Annotated in this window: 13 protein-coding genes; 10 read left to right on the forward strand and 3 right to left on the reverse strand. The window is 37.8% G+C overall.

Annotated features, from left to right (window positions below):
• Positions 1-191: 191 nt before the first annotated feature.
• Positions 192-1,088, reverse strand: a complete 897-nt coding sequence (locus C8P67_RS03595) for a helix-turn-helix domain-containing protein (RefSeq protein ID WP_115810488.1) — start codon at positions 1,086-1,088, stop codon at positions 192-194.
• Between the two features lie 173 nt (positions 1,089-1,261).
• Here C8P67_RS03595 and C8P67_RS03600 point away from each other — a divergent pair, with 173 nt between their 5' ends.
• The 4 genes from C8P67_RS03600 (at position 1,262) to C8P67_RS03615 (ending at position 5,173) form a co-directional block, all read left to right on the forward strand.
• Complete coding sequence (locus C8P67_RS03600; RefSeq protein ID WP_115810490.1) at positions 1,262-2,113, forward strand: aldo/keto reductase; 852 nt, start codon at positions 1,262-1,264, stop codon at positions 2,111-2,113.
• A gap of 18 nt (positions 2,114-2,131) precedes the next feature.
• On the forward strand, positions 2,132-3,280 hold the full coding sequence (locus tag C8P67_RS03605) for an aldo/keto reductase (RefSeq protein WP_115810492.1): 1,149 nt from the start codon (positions 2,132-2,134) through the stop codon (positions 3,278-3,280).
• A gap of 36 nt (positions 3,281-3,316) precedes the next feature.
• Complete coding sequence (locus C8P67_RS03610) at positions 3,317-3,781, forward strand: nuclear transport factor 2 family protein (RefSeq protein WP_115810494.1); 465 nt, start codon at positions 3,317-3,319, stop codon at positions 3,779-3,781.
• A gap of 147 nt (positions 3,782-3,928) precedes the next feature.
• The gene (locus C8P67_RS03615) at positions 3,929-5,173 is read left to right on the forward strand and encodes a PQQ-dependent sugar dehydrogenase (protein WP_115810496.1); all 1,245 of its coding nucleotides are present in this window, start codon (positions 3,929-3,931) and stop codon (positions 5,171-5,173) included.
• Positions 5,174-5,395: 222 nt separating this feature from the next.
• Here C8P67_RS03615 and C8P67_RS03620 read toward each other — a convergent pair whose 3' ends face one another.
• A complete protein-coding gene (locus tag C8P67_RS03620) occupies positions 5,396-6,421 on the reverse strand; it encodes a glycoside hydrolase family 43 protein (protein WP_115810498.1) in 1,026 nt (341 codons plus the stop codon).
• 368 nt (positions 6,422-6,789) lie between these two features.
• Here C8P67_RS03620 and C8P67_RS03625 point away from each other — a divergent pair, with 368 nt between their 5' ends.
• From C8P67_RS03625 to C8P67_RS03650, 6 genes are all read left to right on the forward strand, one after another.
• Complete coding sequence (locus C8P67_RS03625) at positions 6,790-7,818, forward strand: SDR family oxidoreductase (RefSeq protein ID WP_115810500.1); 1,029 nt, start codon at positions 6,790-6,792, stop codon at positions 7,816-7,818.
• Entirely contained in the window at positions 7,819-8,403 is a 585-nt protein-coding gene (locus tag C8P67_RS03630) for a Crp/Fnr family transcriptional regulator (protein WP_115810502.1), read from the forward strand.
• Between the two features lie 151 nt (positions 8,404-8,554).
• The gene (locus tag C8P67_RS03635) at positions 8,555-8,878 is read left to right on the forward strand and encodes a DUF6660 family protein (protein ID WP_245980366.1); all 324 of its coding nucleotides are present in this window, start codon (positions 8,555-8,557) and stop codon (positions 8,876-8,878) included.
• 234 nt (positions 8,879-9,112) lie between these two features.
• Positions 9,113-13,432, forward strand: a complete 4,320-nt coding sequence (locus C8P67_RS03640; RefSeq protein WP_115810507.1) for a CusA/CzcA family heavy metal efflux RND transporter — start codon at positions 9,113-9,115, stop codon at positions 13,430-13,432.
• A gap of 10 nt (positions 13,433-13,442) precedes the next feature.
• Positions 13,443-14,645, forward strand: a complete 1,203-nt coding sequence (locus tag C8P67_RS03645; protein ID WP_115810509.1) for an efflux RND transporter periplasmic adaptor subunit — start codon at positions 13,443-13,445, stop codon at positions 14,643-14,645.
• 201 nt (positions 14,646-14,846) lie between these two features.
• The gene (locus C8P67_RS03650) at positions 14,847-15,038 is read left to right on the forward strand and encodes a hypothetical protein (protein WP_115810511.1); all 192 of its coding nucleotides are present in this window, start codon (positions 14,847-14,849) and stop codon (positions 15,036-15,038) included.
• Positions 15,039-15,089: 51 nt separating this feature from the next.
• On the opposite strand, the gene C8P67_RS03655 is transcribed toward C8P67_RS03650, so the two are convergent.
• On the reverse strand, positions 15,090-15,293 hold the full coding sequence (locus tag C8P67_RS03655; protein ID WP_115810513.1) for a hypothetical protein: 204 nt from the start codon (positions 15,291-15,293) through the stop codon (positions 15,090-15,092).
• Positions 15,294-15,332 lie beyond the last annotated feature (39 nt).

Here is a 15,332-nt window from a genome sequence, read left to right on the forward strand (position 1 = left end):
ATGTGCGAGGAAAAGGCAAAGGCTCAGAAAAAGTTTCCAAAACAAGACAATTAAACATTCAGATTAATATATGTCTTAATCGTGATCAGCCCTGCTGCCTCAAATCTGGAGTATATAGAAATAAGTAATCCCAAAAACACATAATGGTTTTTGGGATTTTTTATATAAAGATGTATGGTCTTTTTCTTAGATTAATTCAAAATTCGATATTCGTTTGGAGTACTGCCAACATGCTGTTTGAAAAATCGGGTAAAATGCTGCGGGTATTTAAAACCTAATTCATAAGCAACTTCATTAATTGTTTTTGCAGAATCAAATATTTTATCTTTGGCCACTTCGATAATTTTGTTCTGAATGTATTCCTGTGCCGATTTGCCGGTTTCTTTTTTAATCAAATCACCAAAATAATTCGGTGACAGATTAAGTTCGCCGGCATAATAAGCAACAGATGGAAGTCCTAATATATTTGGTTTATCTGACGAAAAATAGCTATTCAGTAATTCTTCAAATTTTTCTACGATTCCTTTGTTTTCAGTATCTCTGGTAATAAACTGGCGGTCATAAAATCTTTCGCAGTAATTTAAAAACAATTCAATATTTGATGCAATCAGTTTTTTACTGTGTTTGTCAATAGACTGCTTTAACTCAATTTCAATCTTATTAAAACAGTCAAGGACAAGCTGTCTTTCTTTTTCGGATAAATGCAGTGCTTCGCTGGTGCTGTAACTGAAAAAATTATAGTCATTAATACTTTTTGCAAGTGATGTGCCACGAATTAAATCGGGATGGAAAACCAGTGCATGCCCAATAGGCTGGTAATAATCTACTTTGTTTTCAACATCTATAATCTGTCCGGGAGAGATGAAAACTAAAGTTCCTTCCTGATAGTCATAATAATTACGGCCATATTTTAAGTCCCCACATTTTACCTGCTTTAAAACTATGCAGTAAACTCCAAAATGCATTTTAGGCCCCGTTCTTTCCTTTGCTTTTGAGAAATCAATAATGCTGACTAACGGATGCAGCGTTTCATGATTATTAAAATCATTATACTGGCTAATGGTATCAAAATTAAATACTTGTCCCATGTTTTTTTATCTTTTGTTATACAAATTTAGCTATTAAAGTCTATATCTAATACCGACTTACTTATAATCAGTAATCTTGGTAGCAGATTCAGTAATCCGTATACCAGTGCCGTCGTATTTAGTTTGCAAATTTGTAATGCAAAGAATTATAAAGCTTTAAATATAAAATTATAATGAAAAATATAAAATTAAATAACGGTGTTGAAATGCCAATTTTGGGTTTTGGTGTATTCCAAATGCAGGACATGGCAGAATGCGAACAGGCAGTAATAGATGCAATTGAAACTGGTTATCGATTAATTGATACCGCAGCTTCTTATATGAATGAACAAGCTGTTGGAAACGCTATTAAAAAAAGTGGTGTTGCCAGAGAAGAGCTTTTTATAACAACTAAACTTTGGGTAAGCGATGCCGGATATGAAAATACAAAAGCAGCTTTTCAGAAATCTTTAGACTCATTACAGCTGGATTATCTGGATTTATATCTGATACATCAGCCTTATGGTGATATTTATGGTTCGTGGCGTGCCATGCAGGAATTATATCAGGAAGGAAAAGTTAGGGCAATTGGTGTTTCGAACTTTCATCCCGACAGAGTCATGGATTTAATAACTAATACAGGTTTCATACCCGCAGTAAACCAAATAGAAACGCATCCTTTTCACCAGCAGAAAGAAACACAAAAATTTCTTGAAGATAACAATATACAGATTGAATCCTGGGGGCCATTTGCAGAAGGTAAAAATGATATTTTTAAAAATGAAGTTTTAACAAAGATTGCTGCAAAGCACAATAAATCTACTGCGCAGGTTATGCTGCGATGGCTCACGCAAAGAGGAGTCGTGGCAATTCCAAAATCAGTACGCAAGGAAAGAATGGCAGAGAACTTCAATATTTTTGATTTTGAACTACCAGCTGACGATATGAATTCTATTCAGACATTGGATACCAACGAAAGTTTGTTCTTCGATCACAGAGATCCCAACATGGTAAAGTGGCTGAGTGAACGAAAATTAAGCAGATAACTAATTATAAAAGATAAAATGGATAGAAGGTCAATATTAAAAACAGCAGGTTTAGCATTAGCAGGAAGTGCGTTGCTTCCTTTCAGTACATTTGCTTCAGAAATGGCAAATGATGATTTGGATCAAAAGGATAACTTACTATTACCCGCATCTGGTAAACGCAGATTAGGGAGTTCTTTGGAAGTTTCAAGTATTGGTATCGGTGTACAGAATATGAGCCGAACTTATCAGACTACAATTCCGCTTCGGTCTGAAATGCACAACATCATTCACAAGGCTTTTGATAATGGCGTCACTTTTTTTGATGCAGCCGAAGCCTACGGTTCTCTCGAAGTAGAAAGAATTTTAGGAGAAGGCATTGCCTCTTTTCGTAATAAAGTTGTTGTTGCAACTAAATTTGGCTGGGATATTGATCCTGAAACCGGCCGATGGCAGGGCGGACTCAATAGCAGACCCGACCATATTAAAAAGGCTGTTGAAGGAATGCTGAAACGTCTTCATACGGATCGTATAGATTTATTATACCAGCATAGAGTTGACCCGCAGATTCCCATCGAAGATGTAGTGGGAACGATTCAGGATCTTATGAAGGAAGGCAAAGTTTTGAATTATGGTCTTTCCGAGCCAGGACCGCAGACCGTACGAAGGGCTCATGCCATACATCCCGTTGCCGCTATACAAAATGAATATTCGCTCCTGTGGCGCGGTCCCGAAGAAACTATTATTCCGCTTTGTGAAGAATTAGGTATTGGCTTTGTACCTTGGAGTCCGCTGGGAGTTGGATTTCTCACAGGCGCTATCGATGCCAATACGCGTTACGCGCAAGGTGATATTCGCGGAGGAGAATCAAGATTTTCGGCAGATAATATAAAAAACAATCTGGCTCTTGTTGACGTTATAAAAGAATGGAGTATCAGAAAGCAAGCTACGCCGGCTCAGATTTCCCTGGCTTGGCTATTGGCCAAAAAGTCTTTTATTGTGCCAATTCCGGGTACAACCCAAATGGCGCATATGAAAGAAAATGCAGGTGCAAATGCTGTGAAATTTACTGTAGCTGAACTGCAGGAATTTAATAAAGAAGCTGATGCTGTCAAAATTTTCGGCGAAAGACTGCCTGCAGGAATATTGGCAATGTCGGGAGTAGAGGCCGCTGAGAAGAAAAAATAATTAAATTAATAATATCCATCAAATAAAAACTTAGATATGAAAGCAATACTAACAGCACTGTTTTTTATAATTTTTACTCAGTTATCATCTGCACAGGGAAATACAGATACAGCCAGCAGCAAAAAGATTTCAAAGGCTGAACAGGAACTTCTTGATCTTTCAAAACTAAAATGGCAATGGATGTCCGATAAAAATGTGGACAAGTTAGGGCACTTTTTTCATGAAAAATCCGTTTTTGTTCATATGGGAGGCTCATGGGGAAAAGAACAGGAAGTTAATGTTATTAAAAGTGGCGGTATTTGGTATAAAAAAGCAGACATACAAGAAGCATCTGTGAATATTATCGGAAATACAGCAATCGTTCTGAATAAGATTACACTTCTCGCCGTAGTTGGCGGTAATGAAGTCACTAATCCATTCATGGTAACGGAGGTATATGTGAAAGAAGGCGATGAATGGAAACTTGGTTCCCTCTCGTTTACCAAACTATTAACACCTTAACGAATTATTTTAAAGTAACTTACATCTAACAGTTTTTTTAGTTACTAATTACTTAGGCTGTTTGCTAAAGAGATGAGCATAATATCATAAATGAATGTAAAAGAAAATATTGATTAAAAACTTTTTGTTAATCTAAATGTATATTTTATGAAATCTAAAATTCAATTACAGCTTATTATAATTATTATGTTTGGATTTATAGCGTGTTCAAAACATAATAACGACAATGGTAACGAAAATCCTGAGCCCGAAGTTCCGGCAACAGGAACTCCGGTTGAAACTAATCCGCCAAATTCGAATTATAAATCTGCTTTTTCAGGACAGACCAGAATTAATGGTGTAACTACTGCCACTGCATATCGGGGAACTGTTATTTCTTCGGGGTTAACAGCACCCTGGGGTATAACCAGTCTTCACGACGGCCGATTATTGATTACAGAGAAAGGAGGAACTATGCGTATTGCAACAACCACAGGTACACTAGGAAGTGCTATAACAGGGATTCCTGCTGTCAATTCTTCGGGACAGGGAGGATTGTTAGGTTTGTGCATTGATCCACAGTTTGCATCTAATAGAATGGTGTATTGGGTATTTTCCGAAAATGTAACAGGAGGCACACAAACTTCGGTTGCTAAAGGCAGACTTTCCAATGATGAAAAAACAATTGAAAATGCAGCAGTAATTTATCGTGCCAATCCATCGGCCAACAGTACTGCACATTATGGAGGCCGAATTTTATTTGATGCTGCTGGTAATCTTTTGGTAAGCACCGGCGAAAGATCTAATACAAATACCCGTCCGTTTGCCCAATCCGTTTCGGCAGCGATAGGAAAGATTTTGCGAATTACGACCTCTGGCGCACCAGCACCGGGCAATCCTACGTTTAGTGGCGCAGGAGCTCTGCCGGAACTGTACAGCATCGGGCATAGAAATCCGCAGGGATTAGCGATACATCCAGTTACAGGAGATCTTTGGCAGAGTGAGCACGGTCCGCGAGGAGGCGATGAAATAAACCGCGTCCAGCCTGGAGCAAATTATGGATGGCCCACTATTACTTATGGAATTGAATATGGCGGTCAGCCTGTGGGTTCAGGTATTCAGCAGCAGACTGGCATGGAACAGCCTGTTTACTATTGGGATCCCGTAATTTCTCCCAGCGGTATGACATTTTATAAAGGAAACCGTATTCCAGAATGGCAGAATAATCTTTTCATTGGAGCTTTGAGCGGAATGCATATCGCAAGACTGGTTATTGTAAACAATAAAGTGACAGGTGAAGAAAGACTGCTTGCGGGCGAAAACCAGCGTTTCCGGGATATTACTCAGGGATTGGACGAGGCTTTATATGCAATTACAGATGGCGGAAGACTGTATCGAATTGACAGGCAGTAAAATTCTAGATTTTATAAAGGGAGCAAATAACACAAAAATCTTTAAAATCAGGATTTGATATTAGATTCAGTCATCTGAATAAAACCAAATCCTGATTTATGTATTTAAAAATCCCTATTCTAATTATCAGCACTAGACAGCTTATAAATCACAGTTTTTCCATGACTTAAACTGTGTCTCTTGATGTTCAAAGTGTTGCTCGCATAATACCCGCTAGGCATATTATGGCAGATATGGCTTTACTATAGTCAGTTTATCTCCAGACAGATCGACCTCAAATAATTTTGGAATTCGTATTGTTTTGCCATTAACTTCCTTATGGCTGTGAAGCGACATAAGCCATTTACCTTCAAATGTTTTAAATAACATCCCGTGACCAAAATTTGGCGGTGTCAGAGGTTCTTTTTCCTGAATCCACGGACCGTCTAAAGTACCGCTTACAGAATAGGCAGCTCCTTGAGTATAAACATCATAAATCCAGCTGGTCCAAAGCATGCCTAAACGCCCGGAGTCTGTCTTAAACAAATAAGGGCCATCGGTAACTTTATTGGGCTTATCATTACCGGCGGCATCTTTTTCCCTGCTCCAAGGCGAGTCACTTGCTTTAAAAAGCAGTTTCCCTTCTCCAATCGAACCGCTTAAATCTGGTTTTAGCTCTATTTTTTCAATAGTTCCATTACCATTCTGCAGCCATTCATAACAATAAATCATATAAGGTTTTCCATTTGTATCAATCCAGAATGTGCCATCAAGCGTTGGTTTATTAGCAGGCAGATAAATATCGTCTTTCATTGGCAGATAGGGTCCTTGAGCTTTATCACTTACTAAAATATGGCTTGCGCGCCGTTCAATAGCGATACCAGCGACCGTATCTATTTTTTTATTCTGATTTGTAAAAGTGGCAAAGTAGTAATATTTATTTTTAAACAGATGTAATTCTGCAGCCCAAATCATAGGCTTTGGTCCCATCCAGGAATTTGGGTCCGTTTTGGCTGCATCATACGGACCATTCCATAATTTTAAATCTTTGCTCTTCCAGAGTAAACCGCCAGTGCCAGTCATATAATACATATGGGTTTCCTTGTCTGCTAATATAGCTGGATCACTTAATCTGATTGAATCCAGAGGAACAGCTTCTTTTAGCGGTCTTTTTTTCTGCGCATGCACTGCCGAAAAATATAAAAAACATATACAGACAGAAAAAATAAGACTTGATTTCTGTTTAAAATAATATTGTGATGATTTCATTTTTGATGTTTTTTTTAAATTAATCCATAAATTCTATCCTAACGCATTATGCAGCGTTAAAAAATTATATTGCACAAGTTAAATCTCATTTACAAAGTAATGAAGTAGCAGAAAATTTCAACGGGGGCAAATTGGAAAAAAAAGAGGACTAAAATTGTAAATTGGTATTTTTTCTTGTAAAAAAATGAATTATTCAAAATATCTTAACAGTTGAACTTAATAAAGAATTACTTATTGAAAAACTAGTAAGTATATAAAAAACGTTATCTAAACTATCAGAAATAACTACTTACCTCCCAGCCCATTTCTTACCAAATGGTAATTGCAATCTGTTCATTGTTTTTGTCCTTTGTAAAAAAACAGAAACGATGAATAACAAAAGAATTTTACTCACAGGCATTACCGGCTTTTTAGGTTCCCATACCGCCATTCAGCTTTTAAATAAAGGGTATGAAGTGGTAGGAACACTGCAAAACAAAGACCGAATAAATTCCATTCGGGAAATCATTAGCAGAAAAACAGCGAATATTGATAAGCTAAGTTTTGCTGTTGCGAATCTGAATGACAGTGCTATTTGGTTCGAACTGACCAAAAATATAGATTGTGTGCATCATATTGCATCGCCTTTTCCGAGAGAACTGCCAAAACACGAAAACGATCTGATAGTTCCTGCAAAACAGGGAACTCTGAATGTGTTGAAAGCGGCAAGTGCCAATAATGTAAAGCGTGTGGTTATGGTTTCCTCAGTTGCTGCCATTGTTTACGGAAAGTCAAAAGACGAACTGAATAAAGTCTTTGACGAAAGCGATTGGACAGATGAAACCAGCGACAAAGACACCACACCTTATTTTAAAAGTAAAGCAATAGCCGAAAAAGCGGCTTGGGAATTTATAAAACAGAACAATTCAAATCTGAAATTGGTAACAGTTTGTCCGGGAGCTATTTTAGGACCTGTTTTGGAAAATGATTTTGGAACATCTGCAAATATTGTCATTAAAATATTAGACGGAAGTTCACCAGCCCTGCCCAAAATTGGATTTGATGTTATAGACGTCCGCTCGGTTGCCGATTTGCTGATTAAAGCGATGGAAATACCAAAGGCAGCAGGAAACCGTTACATTGCTTCTTCGGGTTATATGACATTCAAGGAAGTGGCCATGATATTGAAAGAGCAGTATCCCAGCAAAAAAATCCCTACAGCAGAACTTCCCAATTTTGCCGCGCGGTTATTTTCTATCTTTGAAAAATCACTGAAACCAATCTTAATTGAATTGGGAATAAAAAGAAAAACGGAAATCACTAAAGCACAGAAAGATCTGCAGTGGAAGCCTTTGTCACCAAAAGCAGCAATATTGGCCTGCGCAGAAAGTGTTTTTGAAAACGGAATACTAACATAAATGGAAAAATTAAAATCGGTATTGGGTTTTGGCGGTATTCTTTCGGCAGAAGACATCGGTTACATCGTTTCGCATTATAAAAGCAGAACCTTGAAATCGGGGCAACATTTTCAGGAGTTTCATAAAATTTGCAATGAAATCGCTTTTATCGAAAACGGAATTGTAAGAGTCTATGCAGCTGATGAAAATGGAAATGAAGTGACTAAATATTTCGTAAGAGAGAATCAGTTTTTTGTTGATTTGGAAAGCTACTACACTGCAAAACCTTCTGCAGATGCTTTTCAGGCAATGGTAGATTGTGAAACGTATACTATTTCGAAATCGGTTCTAGAAAAACTGTGTGAAGAGGTTCCTAATCTGTTCATTTTTATAAAAAGCCTCACAGAAACTGCTTTACTGAACAAAATCAAGGATAATGATTTTTTGAATTTTGGAGATGCCAAAACAAAATATCTTGAATTTGTCAGACGCTATCCCGCATTGGCACAGCAGGTACCACAGCAGTATATTGCTTCCTATTTAAAAATCACCCCGCAGTCGCTAAGCCGGTTACGGAAAGAACTTGTAAAAGGAAACAATCGGTAATTCTGATCCATATCATAATTATTTTGAACTATAAACTTCTTAAGAAATTAAGGAGTTTTTTTAATGGTAATAACTTCAAAAATTAAATTCGATTTTAGATTCATTCCAAATAATTTTTTAGGATAAAAATAAAAATCCTATTTTTACAATCGTGAAACTTACAAGCACCATACTATCAGTCATTTTTCTATTGCTTTCATGCATGCCTTGTGCAGATATGGAAGCAGATGGTTCTGCACATTCGAAATCCGAATTAGTTTCAGCAGACAATCATTCGCACACTGCGGGAAGTGATTTGTGTTCGCCGTTTTGTATCTGCAGCTGCTGCGGTTCACAAATGACTGATTATTCACATTTTTCGGTGATTGATTTTCCTATCGTTTTTAAAGTGATAAAAAAACAATTGCCTACTTACAAATCCATTCTTACTTCCAATTTCTACGGAAGTATCTGGCAGCCACCTCAATTAGTATAATGACGCCCGAGTAATTTCGGGTTAGAAAGCTGTGCTTAGCTGTTAACAAATTCAGCCACAAATTACACTAATAAACACCAATTACAGTCCTTTTTAATTATACAAATAATTAAAAATCCTGAATTCGTGCAATTTGATTACAATTGATTTGAATTAGTGATATTGGTGAATTCGTGGCTAACAAATAGAGGCAAATGTACTATCTGCCTATTTCAAATTCATTATACATTTCAAATGTTAGACAAGATTATACAATTCAGTATAAAGAACAAGTTTGTTATACTGCTTTTTACCCTTGTGCTTCTGGCCTGGGGCAGTTATTCCGTCAAGCAGTTACCGCTTGATGCCTTACCTGATATCACCAATAATCAGGTGCAGATTATTACCACCGCTCCCACTCTTGCGAGTCAGGAAGTGGAGCAATTAATTACGTATCCGTTGGAACAGGCTGTGAAAACCATTCCGAAAGTAATAGAACTGCGAAGCATTTCGCGTTTTGGCCTTTCGGTTGTAACAGTTGTTTTCAAAGAGGATGCGGACATTTATTGGGCTCGGGAGCAGATTTTTCAAAGAATTAAAGCAGCTGAGGAAAACATCCCAAAATATGCCGGTTCTCCGGAATTAGCACCAATATCCACAGGACTTGGCGAGATATTTCAATATGATGTTTATGCCAAAAAAGGTTACGAAGACAAATACGATGCCGTAAAACTGCGAACCATTCAGGACTGGATTATCATTCCGCAGTTACAGGGAGTTGAAGGCGTTGCCGATGTAGGAAGCTGGGGAGGAAAACTAAAACAATACGAAATCGCAGTTGATCCAAATACGCTGAACAGTCAGGGAGTAACCATCACGGAGATTTTTGATGCTTTAGAAAAAAATAATCAAAATACGGGCGGTGCTTATATCGAAAAAGACGAATATGCCTATTTCATCCGTGGAGTCGGAATGGCTTCAGGAATCAACGATTTACAGAATGTAGTTATCAAAAACCGAAACGGTGCGCCTGTTTTGGTTCGTGATGTGGCGACTGTACGCGAAGGAATTGCACTGCGTTATGGAGCATCAACCAAAGACGGAAAAGGAGAAATTGTCTGCGGATTGGTTTTAATGCTAAAGGGTGAAAACTCCAGCGCTGTTGTCGAAAGAGTAAAAGAAAGAATGGAGCAGATCAACAAATCCTTACCCGAGGGAGTTGTTGCCGAACCATTCATTGACAGAGGAAAACTGGTCAATAACGCCATAGGAACAGTGACCAAAAACCTGGTGGAAGGAGCTTTAATTGTAATCTTCGTTCTGATACTATTTCTTGGAAACCTTCGTGCCGGATTAATCGTTGCTTCGGTAATTCCGCTATCGATGCTTTTTGCGGTGATACTGATGAATTATTTTGGCGTAAGCGGGAATCTGATGAGTTTGGGAGCAATTGATTTCGGAATCATAGTCGATGGTGCTGTAATTATTGTGGAAGCCACAATGCACCATTTGGCAAAAATCAAGAGGAAGCAGGAACTGACGCAGGAAGAAATGGACAGCGAAGTCTATTTATCTGCTTCCAAAATCAGGAACAGTGCTGCCTTTGGAGAAATCATCATTCTGATTGTGTATCTGCCGATTTTGGCATTGGTAGGAACAGAAGGGAAAATGTTCCAGCCAATGGCGATGACTGTTGGGTTTGCCGTTATTGGCGCTTTTGTTTTGTCATTGACGTATGTGCCAATGATGACTTCTTTGTTTTTATCCAAAAAAACAGAACACAAACCCAATTTCAGCGACCGAATGATGGCGTGGTTTGAAAGTAAATATACTCCGATTCTGAACAAAGCATTGGGAATGAAAAAAACGGTTCTTTTTACTTCAATAGGTCTGTTTGCTGTCGCCTTATTTACTTTCCAAAATATGGGAGGCGAATTTATACCAACGATTGAAGAAGGTGACCTCGCTTTTGAAACAAGAATAATGACTGGAAGTTCGCTAACTTCAATGATAAAAACGACGACCGAATGCGAGAAAATATTAAAGGCAAAGTTCCCTGAAATAAAAACCATTGTAACGAAAATTGGAAGCGGTGAAATCCCAACCGACCCTATGCCTATTGAAAATGGTGATATTATTATTGTTCTAAAAGACAAAAGCGAATGGGACAATTATGACAACTGGGAAGAAATTGGAGAGGCAATGAAAAAGGAAATCCAGGATAATTTACCTTATGTAAATATTGAAGTGTCCCAGCCTATTCAGATGCGCTTCAATGAACTGATGACAGGAAGCCGAAGTGATATCGCCATCAAAATCTTTGGAGACGATCTGGAAGTTTTAGATACCAAAGCCAAAGAATTAATTTCGAAAATTAAAAAAATTGAAGGTATTGGTGATTTAAAAGCGGATAAAGTAACGGGCTTACCACAAATAACCGTCAAATACAATTACAATAAAATCGCTTTATACGGACTGAACATCAGCGATATCAATCAGATTATCCGTTCGTCATTTGCAGGAGAAAGTGCCGGAAAAATATATGAAGAAAGCAAGCGTTTTGACATTGTTGTTCGATTGAACCAAGACAATCGTGCAGACATTTCAGACGTTAGCAATTTGTTTATTCCGTTGCCAAACGGTCAGCAGATTCCGCTTTCGCAGGTAGCAACCATCAGTTACGAGCAGGGTCCTGTTCAGGTCGCCCGTGAAGATGGTAAACGACGAATAACTGTTGGTCTAAACGTCCGCGGACGTGATATCAAAAGCGTGGTTGAAGAAATTCAAGAGAAACTGCAGACGAACTTTAAGCTACCTGCGGGCTATTATGTGACATATGGCGGGCAGTTTGAAAACCTGATAGAAGCCAATAAAAGGCTATCTGTAGCTCTTCCTATTGCACTGGGACTGATTATGGTTTTACTGTATTTCACCTTCAACAGCATCAAGCAGTCTTTATTGATTTTTACTGCCATTCCGCTATCGGCGATTGGAGGAGTATTTGCGCTTTGGTTAAGAGGAATGCCGTTCAGTATTTCAGCAGGAATTGGTTTTATTGCGTTGTTTGGTATCGCCGTTTTAAATGGAATTGTTCTTATATCTTATTTCAACCAATTGAAAACAGAAGGCATTACTGATCCTCTTCAAAGAGTTTTAATCGGAACCAAAACGAGATTGCGCCCTGTTTTAATGACGGCTGCAGTAGCTTCTTTAGGATTTATGCCAATGGCCTTATCCAACAGTGGCGGTGCCGAAGTACAAAAACCTCTGGCAACAGTTGTTATCGGTGGATTGATTTCAGCAACAATACTGACACTGATTGTACTGCCAATACTTTATTTGTTATTCGAACGTGGAATTAAAAGAAAAAACACAATGAATACTTCAATAACTACAATAATCGTTTTGCTGATCAGCACTTTTTCTTTTGCTCAAAATACCCAAACGGTAACTTTGGAACAAGCTGTTTCCTTGGCAAAAAGCAATAATGCCACATTGAAAATAGCCGATAAGGAAATCGAAAAGCAAAACACTTTGAAGAAAACTGCTTTTCAGCCCGATCCTTTGGAGATTCAATATCAAGGCGGGCAGATCAACAGCGCTGATTACGATCATAATGTTTCGGTACAGCAATATTTCCCTATTGGAAAAATAACGAAAGCCAACCGACAATTACAGGAAGAACTCGCAAAACTGGCAGAGAAAAACAAAGCCATCTCTGAATATGAGATTGAAAAAGCAGTGACTTTAGCCTATTATCAATATGTATACGGCGTTGAACTGCAAAAACTCAACAACGAACTGAATTCAATTTATACCAAATTCCTTAAAAATGCGGAACTGCGTTTCAAAACCGGTGAAAGCGGAAATATTGAAGTCATCAGTGCCAAAGCCAAAGTAAAAGAAATCGAAACCATCAAAGCACAGATTGAATACGATTTAGTTATTTACCAAAAACAGCTGCAGTTTTTTGTGCAGAGTGATAATGTTGTCATTCCTAACACGGCTTCTTCTTTGCAATACAAAACAGAAGCAAAAACAGAAGCTTCTGTGGCAGAAAATCTGGTAAGCGATTATTATTCACAGCAGATGCTGGTCAGTCAAAAAGAAACCGATGTGTTTAAAGCACAGCGAATGCCTAAATTAGGATTGGGTTATTTTGCCCAAACGATCGATACTCAATCTTTGTTTCAGGGATTTACGGCAGGTTTGCAGATTCCGCTGTTTGGTGGTGTAAATTCGGCTAGAGCTAAAGCATCTGAAATCAGTGTTTCGCAGTCGCAGATGCTGTTGGACAGAAATAAATTAGCCTTAAAACTGAAAAAAGAAGAACTGCAGAATGAATTTGACAAACAGCAAAAAGCACTGCAGTATTATCAAAAAGAAGGATTGGAATACGCGGATCAGATTATCAATACGGCGCAGAAAAGCTACGCCAATGGTGATATGAGTTATTGGTCGTACATCAGTTTTCTGAATCAGGCGATTGATATTAAAAAGCAAAATGCCGAAGCGGTTCATTTGTACAACCAAAGTGCTATCGAACTGCAGTTTCCATCCATTTCAAACAATTAATATATTCATTATGAAAAATATAATAATCAATAAAATACTCCTGCTTTCTATTTCCTTTTTTCTGCTGGTTTCCTGCAGTCAAAAGAAAACCGAAGAGGAACATGAAGAAGAACAATCAGAAACCGAAGTAGCTTTAACCGAAAAACAAGTCCAGACCATCGGCATTGAAACCGGAAGCATTGAAATGAAAAACCTCAATACCATCATCAAAGCAAACGGCTATACGGCTGTACCGCCACAAAACCGTGCAGATGTTTCTACACTGATTGGCGGTGTGGTAAAAGATATTTTTGTGTTGGAAGGAACCTATGTTACCAAAGGCAAAACACTGGCAACTCTTCAAAATCTGGAAGTCTCCGGAATGCAGGAAGAATATCAGTCGGCCGTGGCGAACATTGAATATCTAGAGCAGGAATTCAAACGTCAAAAGACTTTGAGTGAAGAAAATGTCAATCCGAGAAAAACGTTTCAGGAAGTAAAATCAAAACTGGCTTCAGAAAGAGCTAAAGCACAGTCTGCCAAAAACAAACTACAGGCATTGCATGTGAATCCAAACGGCAGTACGTCGTTGGTTCCGATTGTAGCTCCAATCAGCGGTTACGTTGGTAAAATCAGTATCACTAAAGGCGCTTTTGCAGATACAGGAATTACGCTTTTTGAAGTAGTCGACAACAGCCAGATGCACCTTGACCTGAATGTGTTTGAAAAGGATTTGGGCAAAATCTCCATCGGTCAGGAAGTCGATTTTATATTGACCAATCAATCGAATAAATCCATCAAAGGAAAAATATTTGGCATCAATAAATCATTTTCCAATGAAAGCAAGACAGTTGATGTACACGCTAAAATCAACCCCGGCAATACCAAAGATTTGATTCCCGGGATGTATGTTGCAGCGAATATCAATATTTCGAACCAAACCGTTCCTGCACTGCCAAAAGATGCTGTTGTAAAAAACGGAGATAAGTATTTTATCTACATTCAGGAAGACAAGCACGAAGAAGTTTCCAAAAAAGAAGAAAGCCACAAAGAAGGAGAAGAAGCGCATAAAGAAATTCATTTCAAAGCAATTGAAATTGCCATAGGCACAACCGATTTAGGTTACACCGAAGTGAAACTGATTGAAGAAATTCCATCGGATGCTAAAATCGTAGTGAAAGGCGCTTATTATTTATTGGCACAATCAAAAGGCGGAGGCGAACACGAACATTAAAGCCTGAAAAGATGCAACATAAACACAAATATGATGCTTAGGACATCTTCACTCGCTTTTTTATTCAAAACTTTGGTATAATGCTGCGTCATACTCAAACTTTTATGCTCCTAGAAATCAAGCCTTAAATCATTTTTTTTTGTTTTTCTTAATAATAAAACTGTTCAAGTATACGGATTTAAAATTCCAATCAAATCCAAAATGCAGTTATCCTTTAGAGATAAGTACATCAATGATTCTTGTTTTTATAATTCAAATATTCCCAAGTCAAAAATAGATTATAATAAAAATCCGCTCAGTGTAATTCAAAAACGATTACATCCAGCGGGTTTTACTACAATTACAAATTATTTCCCTTTGTTTCTGGCTTTTGGAACATCTGAAATATCATAAAGAAATAATTAGAAATCTACCAAACTTCTATTTTTAAATAACATTTTTGGATCAAAACTGGGGAATTTCTACCAAAATATAAGTTTTAACTAGGATGGCCTTCCTTTTTAAGAGTCTGAACGTAAAACCAAGTTTAGATAAATCTACAATCGATACAAATGCATCTATAAAACGAACCTGATTATCTGGAGAAATAGCTTCTTCTAAACTCGAAATACGCATTTGATGGCGGGAAATTCCTGTGATATGTTGCATTCTTAAAAATACGAAAATTCCTGTTTTGACACAACTTTT

It is taken from the genome of Flavobacterium aquicola (assembly GCF_003385115.1).
In the GTDB taxonomy this organism is placed as follows: Bacteria; Bacteroidota; Bacteroidia; order Flavobacteriales; family Flavobacteriaceae; genus Flavobacterium; species Flavobacterium aquicola.

What these genes read in the sequence shown, in the direction of transcription:
- C8P67_RS03595 (WP_115810488.1), bottom strand. Translation starts at nt 1,088, where the DNA reads ATGGGACAAGTATTTAATTTTGATACCATTAGCCAGTATAATGATTTT.
- C8P67_RS03600 (WP_115810490.1), top strand. Translation starts at nt 1,262, where the DNA reads ATGAAAAATATAAAATTAAATAACGGTGTTGAAATGCCAATTTTGGGT.
- C8P67_RS03605 (WP_115810492.1), top strand. Translation starts at nt 2,132, where the DNA reads ATGGATAGAAGGTCAATATTAAAAACAGCAGGTTTAGCATTAGCAGGA.
- C8P67_RS03610 (WP_115810494.1), top strand. Translation starts at nt 3,317, where the DNA reads ATGAAAGCAATACTAACAGCACTGTTTTTTATAATTTTTACTCAGTTA.
- C8P67_RS03615 (WP_115810496.1), top strand. Translation starts at nt 3,929, where the DNA reads ATGAAATCTAAAATTCAATTACAGCTTATTATAATTATTATGTTTGGA.
- C8P67_RS03620 (WP_115810498.1), bottom strand. Translation starts at nt 6,421, where the DNA reads ATGAAATCATCACAATATTATTTTAAACAGAAATCAAGTCTTATTTTT.
- C8P67_RS03625 (WP_115810500.1), top strand. Translation starts at nt 6,790, where the DNA reads ATGAATAACAAAAGAATTTTACTCACAGGCATTACCGGCTTTTTAGGT.
- C8P67_RS03630 (WP_115810502.1), top strand. Translation starts at nt 7,819, where the DNA reads ATGGAAAAATTAAAATCGGTATTGGGTTTTGGCGGTATTCTTTCGGCA.
- C8P67_RS03640 (WP_115810507.1), top strand. Translation starts at nt 9,113, where the DNA reads ATGTTAGACAAGATTATACAATTCAGTATAAAGAACAAGTTTGTTATA.
- C8P67_RS03645 (WP_115810509.1), top strand. Translation starts at nt 13,443, where the DNA reads ATGAAAAATATAATAATCAATAAAATACTCCTGCTTTCTATTTCCTTT.
- C8P67_RS03650 (WP_115810511.1), top strand. Translation starts at nt 14,847, where the DNA reads ATGCAGTTATCCTTTAGAGATAAGTACATCAATGATTCTTGTTTTTAT.
- C8P67_RS03655 (WP_115810513.1), bottom strand. Translation starts at nt 15,293, where the DNA reads ATGCAACATATCACAGGAATTTCCCGCCATCAAATGCGTATTTCGAGT.